At 62.2% G+C, this 18,593-nt stretch carries 20 protein-coding genes; 15 read left to right on the forward strand and 5 right to left on the reverse strand.

Annotated elements, in window-relative coordinates; translation table 11 throughout:
- Positions 1 to 134: 134 nt before the first annotated feature.
- On the forward strand, positions 135 to 803 hold the full coding sequence (locus P3T42_RS18325; protein WP_429306829.1) for an RraA family protein: 669 nt from the start codon (positions 135 to 137) through the stop codon (positions 801 to 803).
- 63 nt (positions 804 to 866) lie between these two features.
- Here the strand turns inward: P3T42_RS18325 and P3T42_RS18330 are convergent, their stop codons facing one another.
- From P3T42_RS18330 to P3T42_RS18350, 5 genes are all read right to left on the reverse strand, one after another.
- Positions 867 to 1,463 (reverse strand): mobile mystery protein B, encoded by a 597-nt coding sequence (locus P3T42_RS18330; RefSeq protein WP_429306830.1) that lies wholly within the window; start codon positions 1,461 to 1,463, stop codon positions 867 to 869.
- Positions 1,454 to 1,915: a mobile mystery protein A gene (locus P3T42_RS18335; protein WP_429306831.1), complete on the reverse strand. Its 462-nt coding sequence runs from the start codon at positions 1,913 to 1,915 to the stop codon at positions 1,454 to 1,456. Before P3T42_RS18335 ends, P3T42_RS18330 begins: the two co-directional genes overlap by 10 nt.
- 286 nt (positions 1,916 to 2,201) lie before the next feature.
- Complete coding sequence (locus tag P3T42_RS18340; protein ID WP_074296259.1) at positions 2,202 to 3,236, reverse strand: L-idonate 5-dehydrogenase; 1,035 nt, start codon at positions 3,234 to 3,236, stop codon at positions 2,202 to 2,204.
- A gap of 100 nt (positions 3,237 to 3,336) precedes the next feature.
- The gene (locus tag P3T42_RS18345) at positions 3,337 to 4,449 is read right to left on the reverse strand and encodes a porin (RefSeq protein ID WP_074296258.1); all 1,113 of its coding nucleotides are present in this window, start codon (positions 4,447 to 4,449) and stop codon (positions 3,337 to 3,339) included.
- 122 nt (positions 4,450 to 4,571) lie between these two features.
- Positions 4,572 to 5,780 (reverse strand): aspartate transaminase, encoded by a 1,209-nt coding sequence (locus P3T42_RS18350; RefSeq protein WP_429306832.1) that lies wholly within the window; start codon positions 5,778 to 5,780, stop codon positions 4,572 to 4,574.
- A gap of 289 nt (positions 5,781 to 6,069) precedes the next feature.
- Here P3T42_RS18350 and nac point away from each other — a divergent pair, with 289 nt between their 5' ends.
- From nac to P3T42_RS18420, 14 genes are all read left to right on the forward strand, one after another.
- Positions 6,070 to 6,996 (forward strand): nitrogen assimilation transcriptional regulator NAC, encoded by a 927-nt coding sequence (gene nac, locus P3T42_RS18355; RefSeq protein ID WP_074297526.1) that lies wholly within the window; start codon positions 6,070 to 6,072, stop codon positions 6,994 to 6,996.
- 133 nt (positions 6,997 to 7,129) lie between these two features.
- Positions 7,130 to 7,636, forward strand: a complete 507-nt coding sequence (locus tag P3T42_RS18360) for an acetyl-CoA carboxylase biotin carboxyl carrier protein (protein ID WP_429306833.1) — start codon at positions 7,130 to 7,132, stop codon at positions 7,634 to 7,636.
- A 73-nt stretch (positions 7,637 to 7,709) separates the two neighbouring features.
- Complete coding sequence (accC, locus tag P3T42_RS18365) at positions 7,710 to 9,062, forward strand: acetyl-CoA carboxylase biotin carboxylase subunit (RefSeq protein WP_429306834.1); 1,353 nt, start codon at positions 7,710 to 7,712, stop codon at positions 9,060 to 9,062.
- Between the two features lie 83 nt (positions 9,063 to 9,145).
- The gene (pxpB, locus tag P3T42_RS18370) at positions 9,146 to 9,817 is read left to right on the forward strand and encodes a 5-oxoprolinase subunit PxpB (protein ID WP_074297524.1); all 672 of its coding nucleotides are present in this window, start codon (positions 9,146 to 9,148) and stop codon (positions 9,815 to 9,817) included.
- Positions 9,814 to 10,809, forward strand: a complete 996-nt coding sequence (locus P3T42_RS18375; RefSeq protein ID WP_429306835.1) for a biotin-dependent carboxyltransferase family protein — start codon at positions 9,814 to 9,816, stop codon at positions 10,807 to 10,809. Before pxpB ends, P3T42_RS18375 begins: the two co-directional genes overlap by 4 nt.
- 3 nt (positions 10,810 to 10,812) lie before the next feature.
- Entirely contained in the window at positions 10,813 to 11,283 is a 471-nt protein-coding gene (locus P3T42_RS18380; protein ID WP_429306836.1) for an acetyl-CoA carboxylase, read from the forward strand.
- Between the two features lie 92 nt (positions 11,284 to 11,375).
- On the forward strand, positions 11,376 to 12,143 hold the full coding sequence (locus tag P3T42_RS18385; RefSeq protein ID WP_429306837.1) for a LamB/YcsF family protein: 768 nt from the start codon (positions 11,376 to 11,378) through the stop codon (positions 12,141 to 12,143).
- A 195-nt stretch (positions 12,144 to 12,338) separates the two neighbouring features.
- Positions 12,339 to 13,088 carry an SDR family oxidoreductase gene (locus tag P3T42_RS18390; protein WP_074296253.1) on the forward strand — a complete coding sequence of 250 codons (750 nt, stop codon included), beginning with the start codon at positions 12,339 to 12,341 and terminating at the stop codon, positions 13,086 to 13,088.
- Positions 13,089 to 13,151: 63 nt separating this feature from the next.
- Positions 13,152 to 14,162 carry a 2-hydroxyacid dehydrogenase gene (locus P3T42_RS18395; RefSeq protein WP_429306838.1) on the forward strand — a complete coding sequence of 337 codons (1,011 nt, stop codon included), beginning with the start codon at positions 13,152 to 13,154 and terminating at the stop codon, positions 14,160 to 14,162.
- 339 nt (positions 14,163 to 14,501) lie between these two features.
- Positions 14,502 to 15,203, forward strand: a complete 702-nt coding sequence (locus P3T42_RS18400; protein WP_074297519.1) for an amino acid ABC transporter permease — start codon at positions 14,502 to 14,504, stop codon at positions 15,201 to 15,203.
- A gap of 2 nt (positions 15,204 to 15,205) precedes the next feature.
- Complete coding sequence (locus P3T42_RS18405) at positions 15,206 to 15,955, forward strand: amino acid ABC transporter permease (RefSeq protein WP_074296251.1); 750 nt, start codon at positions 15,206 to 15,208, stop codon at positions 15,953 to 15,955.
- Positions 15,956 to 15,982: 27 nt separating this feature from the next.
- Positions 15,983 to 16,711, forward strand: a complete 729-nt coding sequence (locus tag P3T42_RS18410; protein WP_074296250.1) for an amino acid ABC transporter ATP-binding protein — start codon at positions 15,983 to 15,985, stop codon at positions 16,709 to 16,711.
- Between the two features lie 42 nt (positions 16,712 to 16,753).
- Positions 16,754 to 17,602, forward strand: coding sequence for a transporter substrate-binding domain-containing protein (locus tag P3T42_RS18415; RefSeq protein WP_429306839.1), 849 nt, complete (start codon positions 16,754 to 16,756; stop codon positions 17,600 to 17,602).
- Positions 17,603 to 17,755: 153 nt separating this feature from the next.
- On the forward strand, positions 17,756 to 18,511 hold the full coding sequence (locus P3T42_RS18420) for a glucose 1-dehydrogenase (RefSeq protein WP_429306972.1): 756 nt from the start codon (positions 17,756 to 17,758) through the stop codon (positions 18,509 to 18,511).
- The last annotated feature ends 82 nt before the right edge of the window (positions 18,512 to 18,593 follow it).

Raw genomic sequence — 18,593 nt, forward strand, 5'->3', positions numbered from 1 at the left:
ACAAGGGCACCCGCTGCGCAGACCGGGTGCCCATAAGTGTTTTGTATCGCCACAGATCGATTTCATCTTTGCGCGCACGGCGTCGGGGGCATACCGTTATGACGGTAAAATTCCTCCCGAAACGAAATCCGATCATGTACAAAGCCATTCGAAAAAATCCTTCTGCTGCTCAAGCCGACCCGAAGATACTGAGCGCCTTGCGCGACATTCCGGTGTCGGCGCTGAGCGACAACATGCACCGCAATATCGGCACGACCGGTTTGCAGCCGTATCAACGGCCCGGCAAGGCAACGATGGCGGGCACCGCCGTTACGGTCAGGTCGCGCGGCGGCGACAATCTCACCTATCTGCGGGCGCTGGAGTTTTGCCGTGCCGGCGACGTGCTGGTGCTCGATGCCGGCGGCGATCTGAACAACGCGGTCGTCGGCGGCATTCTGTCGTTCTACGCGGCCACTGCGGGTATGGCGGGCCTCGTGATTGACGGTGCGATTCGCGATGTCGCCGAGATCCGCGAGCGCGATTTTCCGGTGTATGCGCGCGGCGTCACCCATCGCGGCCCGTATAAGGATGGCCCGGGTGAGATCAACGTGCCGGTGTCGGTCGGCGGCATGGTCGTCAATCCGGGGGACATCATCGTCGGCGATCAGGATGGTCTGCTTGCCATTCCGCAAGACGAGGTGGAGCAGGTCATCGAAAAGGCGCGCGCCGTTCTGGAGGCGGAGGCTGAAACCATGCGTGCGATGAAGGAAGGGCGCTGGAATCGCGCCTTTATCGATGCACTCGAAGCGCGATGCAATAACTGAGTTGTCGAGCGCTGCTGCGCTCGCGATCGCGGCGTGGCGTGGCGTGGCGTGGCGCGACGACGGCTAAGCAGTGCTTCGCACGAAGACCAGGAGCAAATCGTAGTCGCCTTTATCCGCTGCACGCAAGGCGGTTAGGTAATCCGACCGGGCGTTATCCGCTTTAACCAATGTTCCGCCGCCACCCCATGAAAACGCCTCTTGTTTCATGCTGCGCAAGAGCGCATCAGCCATCATTCGCGAGTGTCGACCGTTGCCGTTTGGAAAGGGATGAATCCACACCAGCTCGCGGTGAAATCGTGCGGCAATCTCATCGGGCGGGAATGTGTCGTTGTCGACCCACCACCGCGTGTTACCGAAAAGATCTCTGAGTTTGACGCTGACCTGCGTCCAGTCGCATCCGATGTTCTTGTCGGACTTGCGGAACGTGCCTGCCCACGACCAGGTGTGGCCGAACATTTTCTTGTGAAGGTTGCGACAGAACACTTCACTGAGGACATCGGCCTTGCGTTGACGGCGAGCCCATTGCACGGCTTGCAGGATGTTCTCCTGCTCCCAGTCATTCAGGTCGCCCTTGGTGGTCAGGTGCGTCGGTATCAGACCTGCAAGCTCGTCAGGGTCGAGCGGTGTCTGGCCGTCCTGCTCGTCTAAATCTATCGCCATAGGTCGGACCAGCGACCCCGGAGCAGTTCCGCCGTTCTCTGCTCAACCTGTTTGCGAAGTCGCTCGGTTGCCGGACGTTGGTCTTCCAGACTCATGGTGTGCGCAACTCCGCTCACCTCCTGCAGGGCGATTGAGCGCGCCTGGTCTTCGACCACTTGAGTCAGTGGCTTTCTGGGCGCCAGAGCGTAGACCAGCTCGCAGTCCAGCCCGGCAGCCAGCTTGCGCAGTTGTCCGAGCGTGATTCGCTCCTCAGCTTCCGCCAACTCCGATTTGTGCAGGGTCGAACCGGCAATGCCTAATCTGTCGGCTTGCTGTCGCTCGGTGAGCCCTAACGATTCTCGGATGGCCTTCAGCCATCCACGCGGCGGGGGCCGAAGGTCGGTCAAATCCGAGTACGCTGCGACCGACGCCTGGACCTGCTCAAGCCGGAGTTGCCTCATTCTGGAGTTCATTTTGCTGGCCTATAGGCTATCAAAAACACAATAAATGATAGCCTATAGGCTAGCAAAAGACAAGTTTTGCTTCATTATAGTGAAGCAAAAAATACTGTTCTGCTTCACTATAGGGCATCGGAGTTCGCATGAAAAAGACCCGCAATCCCCTTTGGGACGCGGGTCTCAGCGTTAATTAGCTCAAAAACCAACACCTTTGTGGTACGGGTCGGGCGTAAGGCGGCGCCTTTTTGCTTTCCGCCAGCGTTTCCGCCGTCGCCCGCGGGCGACGGCAGACCGATGCGCACTACTCGAAACTGACGACCACCTTCATCGACTTGCTCCGGTCCCCGGCAGCTTGAAACGCCGCCACCGAATCCTGATACGGAAACACGCGGGATATCAGCGGCTTGACGTCGATCAGGCCTTTGTTCAGCAATTCGACCGCCACCGCGAACTCTTCGTGAAAGCGGAATGCGCCGCGCAGATCGAACTCCTTTGCGACCACGACGTTGATCGGCAACGTGATGTCGCCGCCAAGACCCACCTGAACGATCACCGCGCGGGGACGCAGCACGTCGAATGCGCCACGCAAGGCGGCAGCATTGCCGCTCGCCTCGAACAGCACGTCGAAGGTGCCCTTGTCGACGGCGAAGGGAGCGAGCGCATCGGGTTGTTCCGCGACATTGAAGGCGAGATCGGCGCCGACCCGTCGCGCGCTTTCGAGCGGCAGCGCGTTGACATCGGTGGCGACGATCGTCGCCGCACCCGCACGACGTGCGGCCGCGACGATCAAGGCGCCAATCGGACCACATCCTGTCACCAGCACTTTCTTGCCGAGCAGCGGGCCCGCGCGTCGCACCGCGTGCAGGGCAACGGAAAGCGGCTCGGCCATGGCGGCTTCGGCATCGCTGAGCGCATCCGAAACGACATGTGCCTGGCTACGGTCGATGACGATCTCCTGGCGAAAGGCACCTTGAACGTGGGGCGTGCGCATCGCGCTGCCGTAATAGCGCATATCCAGGCAATGATTCTGCAAGCCTTGCTGGCAGTACTGGCAGAGACCGCATGCCCGGCTCGGGCTGATCGAGATCCGGGTGCCGACCGGCATATCGGTCACCCCTGAGCCGATGCCCGCCACGACACCCGATACCTCATGCCCAAGGACCATGGGTTCCTTGATGCGCACGGTGCCGAAGCCGCCGTGATTGAAGTAGTGCAGATCGGAGCCGCAAATCCCGCCGGCCCGCACGCGGATGAGCAACTGGTTGGCTTCCGGCTCGGGCGTCGGAAGGTCTTCAATCCGCAAATCCAGCGGTGCGTGAATGACGAGTGCGTGCATGGCAAAGGCCTTGTCGGTGAATCGATGAAATCGGTCGAGTCCCGCTGCAAGATCTGCTTCACCTCCTGCGATGCGAAGCAGAGCGTGGCTCGGATGAACGTTAGAACTTGTGACGCAGGCCGATATCCGCTTCGAACAGCGAGTTATGGCCATAGAACGGTTGATTGGAACCGGAGGCGGCGGCCAGCGGAATCCATGCGCCGGTCAGATGGTTGTAATCGGCACCGATATAGACATCCGTGGTCTTGCTCAGGAAGTAGTCGAACGTCGGGCCGCCGGTGATGCGCGTGCCGCTCTGTCCGGCGTGATGAACGAAGTCCACATAGACGGGCAGATCGAGCACGGCCGCAGGCGTGATGTAGTACATCAGGGCCGTGGAGAACGAGTCGTTGCGGTAGTCCGCCGGATACACGTGGCTGAAGATATAGGAGCCGTAAACCTTTGCCGCGCCGAACGTATAGGTTGCACCCGCGGTGAAGACCTTTTGCGAGCTGTCCGGAATCGTCAGACCGAAGTAGGTGCTGCCATACTCGGTCGTGGCCGGCGTCAGGCCGCCAATATCGTTGATGACCTGATAGGCCGCGCCCACGCTCAAGGGGCCGTGGTCATACGAGAGGCTGACGGCCGGCGACGAGTACTGGTGGAAATTGCCGGCGGTCTGGCCGAACGTATAGGCGGTCTTGGCGGTAAAGCCGGCCAGGGTCGGTGAGGTGTAGCGAACCGTATTGTCGAGACGTCCACCGCCGGTTTCGCCGGCGCCCTGGAAGCCCACCGTGCCGGTGTAATTGGCAAACGCATAGATGTCATGCGTCCAGCCCATTTCGTGCACCAGGGTGTATTGGCGTCCCAACGTCACCGTGCCGTACGAGGTGGTGAGGCCAACCAAAGCCGTGCGGCCGAACAGCCGTGCCGTGCCGGACGGCATGGATTGCTGGGTCGCGCCGGTGTTGGGTGTGAAGCCGCCCTCCAACTGGAAGATCGCCGCCATGCCGCCGCCGAGATCCTCGTTACCCTGCAAGCCCCAACGGCTGCCCTGAATTTCGCCGCCGCTGCCCATCGTAAAGAGCGAGCCGCTGCCCGTCTTGGTCTGATGGTTGTCGTAGCGCACGGCCTCGTCGATGATGCCGTACAGCGTGACGCTCGACTGCGCATAGGCCGACCCCGACAATGCAAATCCCAATGCAGTCAGTACACCTAATGTATTATTTTTCACGAGAAGATCCCCTTGCCGTTTGAGAAAGAATGGAAAATTTCAGGTCAACCGCCGCGTCGGAAGGGCGCGGCGTGTTTTTATTCGAAGATGTGACGCGAGCTGCCGCGTCCTATCTTGTTCTCTCAGTTCAGTGCGGCCACCGCGGCTGCGATTTTTCGGCAGCCGTCGTCGATGATCTCCACGCGGGTGGCAATCGACATGCGGAAGTAGGGGGATACCCCATAGGCTGAGCCTGCGACGAGGGCTACGCCGACCTGTTCGAGCAGGTAAAGCACGACGTCGGCGTCGCCCTCGAGAAGTTTTCCTTGCGGCGTGGTGCGGCCGATCATGCCGCTGCAATTCACATACAGATAGAACGCGCCGCCCGGCGTCCGGCAACTGATGCCCGGAATGGCGTTGAGCGCTTCCAGTGCGTGGTCGCGCCGCTCGCGATAGGTCCGCACGGATTGAGCGACGAAGCTCTGGTCGCCGGCGAGCGCGGCGAGTGCCGCGGCCTGGCTGATGGAGCTGGCGTTACTGGTCGACTGCGATTGCAGCGTATCCATAGCCGCGATCAGATCGGCCGGGCCGGCCGCGTAGCCGATACGCCAGCCGGTCATCGCATAGGTCTTCGACACGCCGTTGACGACGAGGGTCCGGTTCGCCAGCGCAGGTTCGACGGACAGCAGGTGTTGAGGGGCGTCGCCATCGAAGCGAATATGCTCGTAGATATCGTCCATCATCACCAGCACGCGCGGATAGCGCAGCAGGACGTCGGCCAGTGCGCGCAGTTCAGCGGACGTATAGGTTGCGCCGGTCGGATTGGTGGGCGAATTGATCACCAGCCAGCGCGTGCGCGGCGTAATGGCGGCTTCGAGCAGCGCGGGTGTCAGTTTGAAGCCGTCTTTCTCGGTGCAGGGCACGACCACCGGCACGCCGTCGCAGGCCAGCGTCATGTCCGGGTAGGAGACCCAGTAGGGAGCGGGAATCAGCACTTCGTCGCCGGCTTCGACGGTAATGGCCAGAGCATTGAAGATGGCGTGCTTGGCGCCGCACGTCACGATGATGTGCTTCGGATCATACGAAAGCCCGTTTTCACGCTTGAGCTTGTCGGCGATCGCGGCGCGCAGTGCAGGCGTGCCGGCGGTTTGCGTATAGCGTGTTTCACCGCGCTCCATGGCTTCGAAGGCGGCGCGGCGGATGTGCTCGGGCGTATCGAAGTCGGGCTCGCCCACCACCAGATTCACAATGGTCTTGCCCTGGCGCCGCAGTTCGGCGGCACGGTCGGCCGCGGCACTGCTAGGCGAAGGTTTGATGCGCTGGACACGGGCGGCGATACGCGATGCACTCACACTGGACTCCTTCGACGGCGTTTAACGAGCCCTAACAGTAAGCGTGCGAAAAAGTTGACGCTAAGACGTCTTTCCGCTGGGGTAATAACATCCACTTATGACGCGATGACGTGCGTGCTCTAGCCGCAGTGCACCCAGATCGCACGCCTTGTCGTTGATGCCGTTGCGCAGCGGTGCAGCATGCTCGCCTCGGCGAAACGTCGGTGTAGGGGTTTTTTTCGGGCTGTGCGCGACGTAGCGCTTGCCTTATGATTGTTGCATCCCGTACACAGTGATGGATGCGACCAGCGTGAACCTGCGGCGTTTGAAGTACTTTGTGAAGATCGTCGATATCGGCAGCCTGACCCAGGCTTCCGAAGTGTTGCATATCGCCCAGCCCGCATTGAGTCAGCAGTTGATCACGCTCGAGGACGAGTTTCAGCAGCAGTTGCTGGTCCGCACGAAACGCGGCGTGACGCCCACGGAGGCGGGTGCCACCTTGTATCGCCACGCGCAATTGATCCTGCGTCAGTATGAGCAGGCGCAGGCCGACGTGAAGAGCGCGGGGCAGACCTTATCGGGCCAGGTGTCGGTTGGCCTGGCGCCGGGCACGGGTGCGTCTGCGCTGTCACTGCCTCTGTTGCGCACGGTGCGTGCCCGTCATCCGGACATTCTTCTCTACATCAACGAGAACTTCGGCACCACGTTGAGCGAGCTGATCATGAACGGTCGCATGGACATGGCGGTCCTCTACGGCGACAAGCCGGTCCATGGGTTGTCGTTCCAGTTGCTGATGAACGAGGAACTGTTCCTCGTTGCGCCGCGCAGCATGGGAATCGCGCAGGATCAGATCAACGTGACCGACTTGCGCGACGTGCCCTTGCTGCTGCCGCGCCCCTACAACTACCTGCGCAAGTATGTGGACGAGGGATTCGCCCGCGTGCAGATGATCCCGAACGTGGTCGCCGAGATCGAATCGGCATCGACGCTGTCGGCGGCCGTGAGTGCGGGCATCGGCGCGACCATCCTGCCGGACTCCACCGCTCGCGTGGTGGCGGCGGCCGGCGACGTCGTGCAGTGCCGCATCGTGTCCCCCGTGATCAAGATCCCGCTGTCGGTCTGCCTGTCCGACCACCTTCCTCTTTCCGAGCCCGCCGCGGCCGTCAAGGACATCCTGCTGGAGCTGGCGGGAGACCTCGCGCTCGACGTGCGCTCGGAGTCCGGCGCCGATACATAAGCGCGCCTTATCGCTACAAACCCAAACCGTCTTGGCGCATTTTTTATGCGCCGGATACATTGAGTCCATCGTCAGTCGCGCCGGCTCCAGATGGGTGGGCGCGACATGCGTCTAACGGGGCATGGACTCAAAGATGGATCTTCAGAAGATTAAGGGCCTTATAGACCTGCTGGCCGACTCGCCGCTCGCCGAACTCGAACTGATCGAGGGCGAGGAAAAGATCCGGCTTGTCAAAGCGCTGCGGCGCGACAGGGTGGCGCGCTCCGGCGATGGTCGCGATCGGGCTGCCGCGATTGGTCCAGATCCGGTGGAGGATGAGGGTATAGCGGTGCCGCTGACAGGCACGGTATCGCCGTCTCCGCTTGAAGGAACCATGCCTCATCCGGTTGCGGCCGTGAGCGAATCGCGGCTGGTGGGCTCACCCATGTCGGGCATCGTCCATCTGACGCCGGCGCCGGGCGAAGCGCCGTTCGTGAACATCGGCGACACGGTCGCAGAAGGCCAGGTGCTGTGCACGATCGAAGCCATGAAGATGTTCAACGCGCTCGAAGCCGAATTCGGCGGCACGGTGGTCGAGATTCTCGTCAAGCCGGGCGACGAAGTGGACCTCGGCCAGCCGTTGTTCCGCGTGGGGGCGTGAAGACGATGCGTGAGCTGAATCGCCTATCGCCATTCGAATGTGACGACGTGGCTATTTTCTCGGTTGAATGACGATGTTCGACAAGGTATTGATTGCTAACCGCGGTGAGATTGCGCTTCGCATCCAGCGTGCCTGCCGCGAACTCGGTCTGAAGACAGTGGCGGTCCACTCGCAGGCGGACGCGCAGGCGCGCTACGTGCGCCTCGCGGACGAGGCGCTGTGCATTGGTCCCGCTGCGCCGGGCCAGAGCTATCTGAACATCGCCGCGATCCTGTTTGCGGCCCATGTCAGCGGCGCGCAGGCCGTGCATCCCGGTTACGGTTTCCTCTCGGAGAACGCCGATTTCGCAGCACAGGTCGAAGCCGCAGGGTTGAGCTTCATCGGCCCGCGACCCGAATCCATCCGTACCATGGGCGACAAGGTGGCGGCCAAACGCGCCATGCGGGCCGCTGGTGTGCCGTGCGTGCCGGGTCCGGATGGCAGCTTGCCCGATGACCCTGAAGCGATCCTGCGGGTCGCGGAAGAGATCGGTTATCCGGTCATCGTCAAGGCGGCGGGCGGTGGCGGAGGCCGCGGCATGCGGGTCGTGCACGGTGTCGCGCAACTGCTGGAAGCGGTATCCGTGACCCGTGAGGAAGCGCGCCGCGCATTCGGCAAGCCGGAACTGTACGTCGAGAAATTCCTCGAGCATCCGCGCCACGTCGAAATCCAGGTGCTCTGCGATACCCACGGCAATGCGCTGTGGCTCGGCTCGCGGGACTGCTCGATGCAACGGCGTCATCAGAAGGTGCTGGAAGAGGCGCCCGCGCCGGGCATCGACCCGGCGCTCATCCGCCAGGTCGGCGAGCGCTGCGTGGAGGCCTGCCGGCAGACGAACTATCGCGGCGCCGGCACGTTTGAATTCCTGTTTGAAGACGGCGAGTTCTACTTCATCGAAATGAACACGCGCCTGCAGGTCGAGCATCCGGTGACGGAGATGACCTCCGGCATCGACATCGTGCGGGAACAGATTCGCATTGCTCAAGGCCACGCGTTGACCGTGCGGCAGCCGGAGATTCGCGCAGTGGGACATTCGCTCGAATGCCGCATCAACGCTGAAGACCCGTTTACGTTTGCGCCTTGCCCCGGCAAGGTGACGGCGTGGGAATTGCCGGGTGGCAACGGTGTGCGGGTGGATTCGCATGTCAGCAGCGGGGTGGTGGTGCCGCCGTACTACGATTCGTTGATCGCCAAGGTCATCACGCATGGGGCCACTCGCGACGAGGCCGTCGTGCGTATGCGGCTCGCGCTGGCGGAAATGCGCGTGGAAGGCATCCATACCAATGTGCCGTTGCATCGGGCGGTGCTGGAGGACGAGGGATTCTGTGCGGGCGGCGTCGACATTCATCATCTGGAACGCTGGCTGGCAAAGAGGAAACAGGCATGACGCCCACCATTGAGCAGGCGTCGATCACGCACGCCGACATCACCGGATGGATGCGACCGGATTCAAACAGGACCGCCACCGTAATGAAACAGGACGATTCGGACGCCAAACTGTGTATCAGCATGCTGGGCACGACGGCCATGCTGTTCGAGGCGCCCGGCGCGCTCGATCTGCGTGTGCAACGCCGTATCTGGACGCTTGCCCGCGAGGTCGAGGCGTGGCCCGGCGTGCGCGAGGCAGTACCGGGCGTGACCAATCTGATGCTGACGTTTTCCACGCCGCCTGCCGACCCCGATGCGCTCGGCGCCGCGTTGCGCGAGGCATGGGATGCGGCCGCCGAGTTGCAGGTCGAAGGGAAAGTGGTGGAGCTGCCGGTGGCCTATGGCGGCGAGTTCGGGCCGCATCTGCACGACGTAGTGGCGCACACCGGCCTGTCCGTCGCCGAAGTCGTGCGGATGCACTGCGCGCCGCTCTATACGGTCTATGCGCTCGGCAGCCATCCCGGCTACTGCTATCTGGGCGGCATGGATCCGCGTATCGCCACGCCGCGCCGCAAGGTGCCGGTACTCGGCTTGCCGGGCGGGGCGGTGTCGATAGGCGGCGTGCAGACGGGCGTGTCGGCATCGGCGGGGCCGAGCGGCTGGAACACCATCGGCCACACCTCGATGTCGTTCTTCGACCCGACCCGCGACAACCCGGCCACGCTGGCGCCCGGCGACATGATTCGCTTTCGCGTCGAGAGGATCGTCCCATGATCGAGATTCTGTCTTCATCGGCGCTCGCCACCGTGCAGGACCAGGGGCGCGAGGGCTACCTGCGTTACGGCGTCGGCACGGCCGGGGCGATGGACCGGCTGGCGCTGTCGGTGGGTAACCTGTTGCTTGGCAATCCTGATGACGCGGCGGGGATCGAGATTCCGATGTTCCCGTTTCGCGTGCGCTTCCTTGACGACCAGGCGTTCGCCATTACGGGAGCCGATTGTTCCGTGCGGCTCGGCGACCGTCCCATTCTCCCCTGGTGGACCGCGCAGGCGAAGAAGGGCGACGTGCTGACGATCGGCGTGCCGGCCAGCGGCACGCGCTGCTATCTGTCGCTCGCGGGCGGCGTGGACGTGCCGGTGGTGCTCGGCTCGCGCAGCACGCAGTTGCGGGGGCAGTTCGGCGGCTACGACGGTCGCCAGCTTCAGAAAGGGGACGTGGTGCAGGCGCTCGGCCGCGACGGCTGTGCGGCGTTGCCCGAGGTGGGTTTTGGCGCCGTGCCGCCCGAGTACTCGCTGCCGGGCCCGCTTGCTACGCCTGTGGCCGATGCGGCGGAAACGGTGGTGCGCGTGCTGCCGGCGGCGGAATACGATTGCTACCGGCCGGAATCGCTCGATGCCTTTTGGCGCGAAGGATGGAAGGTGACGCCGCAGAGCGATCGTTACGGTTATCGTCTGGCGGGGCCGGTATTGAGTGCGACGCACACGATCGAAAAGCGTTCGCACGGCATCGTCCCCGGCGTGATTCAGGTGCCGCATAGCGGCCAACCCATCATCCAGTTGCGCGACGCGCAGCCGTCCGGCGGTTATCCGAAGATCGGCACGGTGATCGAAGCGGACCTGTGGCGACTCGCGCAGGCACGGATCGGCACGAAGCTGCGTTTCGTGCAGACGACCTATCCGGAGGCGGTGGCGGCCCTCGAAGAAGTGGAGCGCTACCTGCTCAAGGTCCGCAACCTCGTTGGCCTTTTTCGCAGTTCCAGACATTGACACATGACACAGAACATCGAAGTGGAACTCAGCGAACTTCGGCAAATCACTTCGTGGCTGGCGGCGGTGGATATCGAATTCATCGAAATCAGCCGGCCCGGGACGGTGGTGCGGTTGTCGATGGAGCGGGAAGTTGATGACGAGGAGCGCGTGTGCCCGGTGCCCGCTGCGCATGGTGCGTCTCGCGCGCAGGATGCACAGGATTCGCGGAAGCAGACGACACAGGTGAACGCATCCTCGGTCGGGGTCTTTCTCACTACACACCCCGCGCGCTCCTCCGTTCCGCTTGCAGCCGTCGGCGTTCACGTCAGGCGGGGCGATGTCGTAGGTCTGCTGCGGATCGCGGAGTTGTGTGTCCCGGTCGTCGCCCCCGTGGACGGCAAGGTGATCCGATGGCTCGCGCCGCACGCCGGCCACGTCGGCTATGGCACGCCATTGCTGGAGCTTGCTGCATCGTCAGCATCGTCGACCTAGGAAACGGCTTCATACGCGCATGCCGCTGCGGCTGATGACGCGCGGCGGTGCTTCACCGGACATCGATTGATCAGACAAACGGAGAGTGGACGATGGAAATCGATCTGAACGCCGACCTCGGCGAAGGCTTCGGGCCTTACACCATGGGCGAAGACGAAGCGATGCTCGATATCGTCTCGTCGGCCAATGTCGCGTGCGGCTATCACGCGGGCGACCCGGTCATCATGGACAAGACGGTGCGCATGGCCCTGGCGCGGCAGATCGAGATTGGCGCGCATGTCGGCTTTCCCGACCTGCTGGGTTTCGGCAGACGGCAGATGCAGGCGGACCCGCTGGAGCTGGCCAAGTACGTGCTCTATCAGATGGGCGCGCTGGCCGGTATTGCGAAGGCTGCGGGACACCGCGTCACACACATGAGTTTCCATGGGGCGCTCGGCAATATGGCGGCGGCGTCGTATGAACTGGCCGAGCCGCTCGTGCGGGCGGTCGCCGAGTTCGACCGCGACCTCATCATCAGCGTGTCGACCAATACGGAAATCGAACGGGCCGCCGAGCGCATCGGCATTCGCACGGCCAATACCTTCCTCGCCGACCGCGCCTACGACGATCAGGGCGCGCTGGTCTCGCGCAAGCTGGAAGGGGCGGTGATCAAGGACCGCGCCGCCGTGCTCGCGCGCGTCAAGGAGCTGCTCGAGGACGGCACGATCACCACGATTGCGGGTAACAAGCTCAAGGTCACCGTGCAGTCGATTCTGCTGCACGGCGATACGCCTGGCGCAGTCGAGCTCGCACGCACGGTGCGGGGCGGAATCGAAGCCGCGGGCGGACGGGTGGTGCCGATATCGAAGCTGGTGCGGTGAGCGGCTTCAATGGGCTTCGTTCGGTTCTGCAAGGCCATGGCGGTTCGTCATAAGCCCGGCTTATCCCTTCAAACCCAACTCGTCTTGGCGGCGGTTTTCCCCGCCGTATACATTGATCAGTAAGGCAGTCGTCTACCCCGAAGGACGTTATTTCGCGGGTACGACATTTCGTAGAACTCCAGATAGAGGTAATTCATGCCGTTTTCAGACTATAAGACCGCGCTGGTGACTGGCGCTTCGACGGGAATGGGCGCAGCGATCGTCGAGCGCTTCTGCCGCGAAGGACTCGAGGTGCACGCGCTGGCACGCAACGCCGACCGTCTGGGCGAGCTGGCAAAGCGCACGGGTTGCATTCCGCATGCGATCGACGTCTGCGATCTGAACGCCGTGACGAAGCTGACTCAGGACGTGCCGTTCGATATCGTCGTGAACAATGCCGGCGTGTCGCGCAAGGGCTCGATTCTCGATGCGGGCGTTGAAGATATCGACGTGCAGGTTGAGGTGAATCTGCAGGCGGTCCTGCACCTGGTCCGCCTCACGATGCCGGGCATGGTGGCGCGCGATCGCGGGCATATCGTCAACATCAGCTCGATTGCGGCCATCTACAACTTCAACGGCAATTCGATCTATCACGCGACCAAGGCCGGGATTCATGCCTTGTCGCGGCAGTTGCGGGTGGATGCGACCGGCAGGCGCGTGCGCGTCACGGAGATCTGCCCGGGGCGCGTGGCTACCGATATCTTCGGCCACGTCCACGGCGATATTGAAGAGGCGCGCAAGAAATTCATCGACGGTTTCGAATTGCCGCTGCCGTCGGATATCGCCGACGCCATCGCCTTCGCGATCGCCGCACCGCTCGCTGTCAATATTAGCAATATGGAAATTCTGCCCACGCTGCAGGTGCCGGGCGGACTGACGACCATCAAACGCGAGCCGGCGGAGTAAGTCGGGCAAGCTGCGGCTCGCCCGCGAGAACATCATCCGAGTAGCATTACCAGGAGCCTTTTCATGCGAGCATCGGTCCTCGTTACCCGCGCGTCGTTTCCCGATATCGTGGCGCGCCTGCGGGTTCATTTCGACGTTACCGACAATCCCGACGACACCCTCTGGACCCAGCCCGAACTCATCGCGCGCCTGCAAGGCAAGAGCGCGGCGTTGACGGCCGGCAGCGACCGGATCGACGCAACTTTGCTCGACGCCTGTCCGCAGCTCAAGGCCGTCTGCAATATCGGCGTGGGCTATAACAACGTCGATGTCGAAGCCTGCACGGCCCGTGGCGTGCTGGTCACCAACACGCCGGACGTGCTGACCGACACCACGGCCGATTTCGGCTTTGCGTTGATGATGGCGGCCGCGCGGCGCGTCACGGAGTCCGAACGTTTTCTGCGCCGCGAAGAGTGGACGAAGACCGGGCGCTACGACATGTTCGTCGGTAGCGATGTGCACGGTTCAACCTTGGGGATCCTGGGGATGGGCCGCATCGGTCAGGCGATTGCGCGGCGCGGGGCGCTCGGTTTCGGCATGCGGGTGATCTATCACAACCGCTCGCAGCTCTCGCCGGATATCGAGGCGAGTTGCGGCGCGCGTTATGTCGACAAGGATACGTTGCTGCTCGAAGCCGATCACCTCGTTATCGTCGTACCGTATTCGGCCAGTTCCCACCATGCTATCGGCCTGCAGGAACTTCGCAAGATGAAGTCTTCGGCGACGCTTACGAATATCGCGCGCGGCGGCGTGGTCGACGATGCCGCGCTGGCGGAGGCGTTGGCCGAGGGCAGCATCGCGGCGGCAGGGCTCGACGTGTTCGAAGGCGAACCGGCCGTGAACCCGGCGCTGCTGGCGCTGAGCAACGTGGTGCTCACACCGCATATCGGCAGCGCCTCGGTCAGCACGCGGCGGGCTATGGCCTCGCTGTGCGTCGACAACCTGCTTGCGGCGCTCGGTCTTGGCGCCACGCCCGGCAAGCCGCCGACACCGGTCAATCCGCAAGTCCTGACGGGCGCACCGGCCGCTGTCTGAGCGCGTTGCGCGCGCTTGCTCGCGTTTGATCCGATTCGATTCGGTACGCGCTTTGGCCTCGATGCCAAAGCGCGTCTAAAAATAAGGGTGGCGCAAAACGCGCTATCCAACGGAGACAAAAGACATGCACAACCTCGCCCAGAGGGCCGTCCCACGGGCCTCACCCGCATCATTCGCGAAACTTATTGGACCAGAAGAAAGGCGTCTGCAACCTTGAATTTTCGCGAGCTAGTATGAAATCAATGCAGGAGTCAACGGTGTCTTCGCATTGAAAACGGTGTGGCCGCTGATTGTCTAACGCGCGGCACCGGTCCGATCCGAATCATTGGGGCGTGCAACATGAAACTTCATTTTGACCTGGCAACCGTGCTGCAAGGTGACTACGGCGCGCTCTTTCTGCACGGGGTCGAACTTACGCTGGCGATGGCCGCGTTAGCGTGGCTGCTGTCGTTGTTCGTAGGCATTCTGCTCACGCTGATCCGCCTGACCCACAATCGAGTCGCGACCGCTTTCGTGGCGGCCTTCGTTGCCTACCATCGCAACGTCCCGACGCTCGTGCAGATCCTGTTCTGGTACTTCGGCATCTCGTACATTCTGCCCACCGGATTGCAGACGATTCTGAACGACTACAACGGCCAGTTTATCTTTGCCGTCGTCGCGATCGGTTTGTGCAGCGGTGCTTACCTCTCCGAAGATATCCGCAGCGGCTTGCGCGCGATTTCCTATGGCCAGTACGAGGCGTCGCGTGCATTGGGGCTGAACTTTCTAGACGGTCTGCGCTTTGTGATTTTGCCTCAGGCCTTGCGCAATGCAATTCCGCAGATGGTCAATCACGCGGTCGTGCTCTTCAAGAACACGAGCCTGGCCATGGCAATCGGGGCGGCGGAACTGACCTACGTGACGCGGCAGATCGAGAACGAAACTTTCCTGTCCTTCGAATCGTACTTTGTGGCGACGGTGGTCTACCTAACAATCTCGCTCGTCATCATGCTGCTGGGAGCGAAGCTCGCTACGTACTACCGCATTCCAGGAGTGAAGTGATCATGTTCGCTATCTTGCGCGACAACTGGACGCTGCTGCTGATCGGGCAGTATCCGCATGGTCCGATCGGCGGGATTGTGCTGACGATTCTGCTGTCGCTATCGGCGCTGGTGATCGCCTTCCCGCTCGGCATTCTGGTAGCGCTCGCGCGGATCAGTCCGTTCGCGTTCCTGCGCGCGCCGGCTACCGGACTCGTCTACATGGTGCGGGGCATCCCGCTCCTGATGGTGATCTTCTGGGTGTATTTTCTGGTGCCCGTCTTGACGGGCTACCCCGTCACGGGTTTCGTGACGATGCTGTGCGCCCTCGTGATCTACGACTCGGCGTATCTGGGCGAGATCATTCGTTCGGGTATCGAAGCACTGCCTAAAGGACAGGCCGAAGCCTCGCGTGCGCTGGGTATGAGTTACCTGAAGACCATGCGCGCGGTGATCCTGCCGCAGGCGCTCTATAACGTGGTACCTAGCATGGTCACGCAGTTCGTTTCGACGGTGAAGGAGACCTCGCTTGGCTACATCATCAACGTTCAGGAAATCTCCTTCGCAGCGGATCAGATCAACAACCGCCTGCTGACGAAACCGTTCGCCGTATATCTGATTCTGGCGTTGAGCTACTTTGTCCTGTGTTATGCGCTGACGCAATTCGCGCAGTATCTGGAGCGCCGCGTCACGCGCAAGCGGGCTGGCAAGGCGGCGAAGAACAGCAGGACGGCGAGTGCTTCGATGAACCACCCGCTGCCCACCGAGAACTAGGCGCTTCAGCATTTCGAAGGAATCCCCATGATCAAGTTTTCCAGCGTCAACAAATGGTACGGCGAATATCACGCGCTCGTGGACGTCAACGCGGAGGTCCGCAAAGGCGAAGTGGTCGTCGTGTGCGGTCCGTCCGGTTCGGGTAAGTCGACTTTGATTCGGACGGTCAACCGGCTTGAGGAAATCGACCGCGGGCAGATTGCGTTCGATGGGCAGAACATCCACGACCGCAAGCTCGGTCTGAACGCTTACCGAAGCCGCATTGGGTTCGTGTTCCAGCAGTTCAACCTGTTCCCGCACCTCTCCGTGACGGAGAACATCATTCTCGCGCCCATGCGTGTGAACGGTCTCAAGCGGGCAGAGGCGGAGCGCAAGGCCGCGGATCTGCTGTCGCGCGTCGGGTTGTCCGCCAAGGGCAAGGCGTATCCGCCGCAACTCTCCGGCGGCCAGCAGCAGCGCGTTGCCATTGCCCGGGCCCTGGCGATGGATCCTCCCGCGATGCTGTTCGACGAACCCACCAGCGCGCTGGACCCGGAGATGGTCGGCGAAGTGTTGAACGTCATGAAAAGCCTCGCTCAGGACGGCATGACGATGATGTGCGTGACCCACGAAATGGGTTTCGCACGCGAGGTCGCCGATCGGGTCTGGTTCATGGACGCCGGCAAGATTCTCGAAACAGCGGAGCCCGGCGAATTCTTTTCGTCGCCGAAGCATGCACGCGCGCAGCGATTCCTCTCGGACTTGCGCACGCACTGATCCGGTTTGATTGCGTTACTCATATACCTCTGGAGCAAAACAATGCACGTAAAGAAGATGGTGGCGGGGATGCTGGTACTTGGTGGCGCCGCCGCGTGTTTTACCCCGGCTTACGCGGATCAACTGGCCGATATCAAGAGCCACGGCGAGTTGACCTGTGGGGTCTATTCGAACGTCGAACCGTTTTCGTATCCGAATGCGCAGACGCGTCAGCTCGAAGGCATGGACGTGGACCTGTGCAACGCCATCGCGAAGCACATCGGCGTGAAGGCGAAGCTCGAACCGCTCGCCGTCGAAGCGCGCATTCCGCAACTGAAGTTGGGGCGGGTCGATCTGGTGGTGGCGAACCTCGCGTACACCAAAACGCGTGCGACCCAGATCGCCTTTAGCGACGCTTACTATTCGACGAAGGAAGTGCTGGTCGTCAAGAAGGCGGATGCGAGCAAAAAGCTGACCGATTTCACCGGGCAGAAGATTAGCGCGGCGGACGGCTCCACGTCCGCACAGTCGATTCCGCTCTCGATCAAGGACGGCCAGGCTGTCACCTTCCACGACACCAGTTCTGCCTTCCTCGCGCTCGAGCAGAACAAGGTGCGAGGCTTTGTCACGAACCAGATGACGGCTACCAAGATCGCGAAGCAGGTCGACGGCACTGACGGCGCGGTGGCGATTGCCGCGGAGCCGATGCTGATCGAGCCGATCGCCGTGGGTCTGCGCCAGAACGAGCCGGCCGCGCTCGATGCGGTCAACAAGGCGCTCCAGGCGATGGAGCAGAGCGGCGAGATGAGCGCCATCTTCGACAAGTGGCTTGGCCCGAAGACGGCCTATGGTCTGGTGCGCACCGACAAGGTGACGCCGATCGGCCAGCTCAAGTTCACGCCGGTGTCCTGAGGACGAATGGGTCTCCGGCTGCGGCAAGACGACGTTTGCGCGTAAACTGGCGGACGTGCCGCAGGCGGGGTGTGTCGACGGCGATGAACGACGTTTGACGCGCGCCGCCGGCAGCGAAAATCAGGAGGATTCAAGTTGGAAAACATTCTGCAGATGTTCGATCTATCGGGACGTCGTGCGTTGATCACGGGTTCGAGTGCCGGGATTGGCTATGCGCTGGCAAGAGGGCTTGCTGCCGCAGGGGCCGAGGTGATCCTGAATGCCCGCAGCGAAGCGCCGCTCACGGAGGCGGTGAGCCGGTTACAGGCCGAGGGCGCGGTCGCGCACGCGGCGCGCTTCGATGTGACGTCCGCAGGCGCCGTCGAGGAAGCGATCGAGCGCATCGAAGGTGAGATCGGCGCGATCGATATTCTGGTCAACAACGCCGGCATGCAGCGCCGCGCGTCGCTCGAGCAGTTCACTCATGCGCAATGGCAAGAGCTCATGAAGACCAATGTCGACAGCGTGTTTCTGGTCGGGCAGGCGGTGGCGCGGCATATGATCGAGCGCAAACGCGGCAAGATCATCAACATCTGCTCCGTGCAGAGCGAACTGGGCCGGCCGAATATCGCGGCTTACACGGCAAGCAAAGGCGCGGTCAAGATGCTGACGAAGGGCATGGCCATCGACTGGGGGCAACATGGCATTCAGGTCAACGGTCTCGGCCCAGGCTACTTCAAGACGGAGTTGACCGAGGCCCTCGTCAAGGATGAAACGTTCAGCAAGTGGCTGATCGGCCGCACACCGTCGCGGCGTTGGGGCGATGTCGAAGATCTGGTCGGCGCCGCCGTGTTTCTGGCGAGCGGCGCTTCGAACTTCGTGAACGGTCACATCCTGTATGTCGATGGCGGGGTTACGGCCACGTTGTAGAGGTGCGGGACCTGGCGCGTCGTTGAGGGCGAATTGCAGCGCTCGCCCGAGGCGGCGAGCAATGGACAAACGTGACAGGTCT

Source organism: Paraburkholderia sp. GAS38, assembly GCF_050434965.1.
GTDB lineage: Bacteria > Pseudomonadota > Gammaproteobacteria > Burkholderiales > Burkholderiaceae > Paraburkholderia > Paraburkholderia phenazinium_A.

Excerpts from the sequence above, each read along its gene's own strand:
- P3T42_RS18325 (WP_429306829.1), top strand. The coding sequence starts at position 135 with ATGTACAAAGCCATTCGAAAAAATCCTTCTGCTGCTCAAGCCGACCCG.
- P3T42_RS18330 (WP_429306830.1), bottom strand. The coding sequence starts at position 1,463 with ATGGCGATAGATTTAGACGAGCAGGACGGCCAGACACCGCTCGACCCT.
- P3T42_RS18335 (WP_429306831.1), bottom strand. The coding sequence starts at position 1,915 with ATGAACTCCAGAATGAGGCAACTCCGGCTTGAGCAGGTCCAGGCGTCG.
- P3T42_RS18340 (WP_074296259.1), bottom strand. The coding sequence starts at position 3,236 with ATGCACGCACTCGTCATTCACGCACCGCTGGATTTGCGGATTGAAGAC.
- P3T42_RS18360 (WP_429306833.1), top strand. The coding sequence starts at position 7,130 with ATGGATCTTCAGAAGATTAAGGGCCTTATAGACCTGCTGGCCGACTCG.
- accC (WP_429306834.1), top strand. The coding sequence starts at position 7,710 with ATGTTCGACAAGGTATTGATTGCTAACCGCGGTGAGATTGCGCTTCGC.
- pxpB (WP_074297524.1), top strand. The coding sequence starts at position 9,146 with ATGAAACAGGACGATTCGGACGCCAAACTGTGTATCAGCATGCTGGGC.
- P3T42_RS18375 (WP_429306835.1), top strand. The coding sequence starts at position 9,814 with ATGATCGAGATTCTGTCTTCATCGGCGCTCGCCACCGTGCAGGACCAG.
- P3T42_RS18380 (WP_429306836.1), top strand. The coding sequence starts at position 10,813 with ATGACACAGAACATCGAAGTGGAACTCAGCGAACTTCGGCAAATCACT.
- P3T42_RS18385 (WP_429306837.1), top strand. The coding sequence starts at position 11,376 with ATGGAAATCGATCTGAACGCCGACCTCGGCGAAGGCTTCGGGCCTTAC.
- P3T42_RS18390 (WP_074296253.1), top strand. The coding sequence starts at position 12,339 with ATGCCGTTTTCAGACTATAAGACCGCGCTGGTGACTGGCGCTTCGACG.
- P3T42_RS18395 (WP_429306838.1), top strand. The coding sequence starts at position 13,152 with ATGCGAGCATCGGTCCTCGTTACCCGCGCGTCGTTTCCCGATATCGTG.
- P3T42_RS18400 (WP_074297519.1), top strand. The coding sequence starts at position 14,502 with ATGAAACTTCATTTTGACCTGGCAACCGTGCTGCAAGGTGACTACGGC.
- P3T42_RS18405 (WP_074296251.1), top strand. The coding sequence starts at position 15,206 with ATGTTCGCTATCTTGCGCGACAACTGGACGCTGCTGCTGATCGGGCAG.
- P3T42_RS18410 (WP_074296250.1), top strand. The coding sequence starts at position 15,983 with ATGATCAAGTTTTCCAGCGTCAACAAATGGTACGGCGAATATCACGCG.
- P3T42_RS18415 (WP_429306839.1), top strand. The coding sequence starts at position 16,754 with ATGCACGTAAAGAAGATGGTGGCGGGGATGCTGGTACTTGGTGGCGCC.
- P3T42_RS18420 (WP_429306972.1), top strand. The coding sequence starts at position 17,756 with ATGTTCGATCTATCGGGACGTCGTGCGTTGATCACGGGTTCGAGTGCC.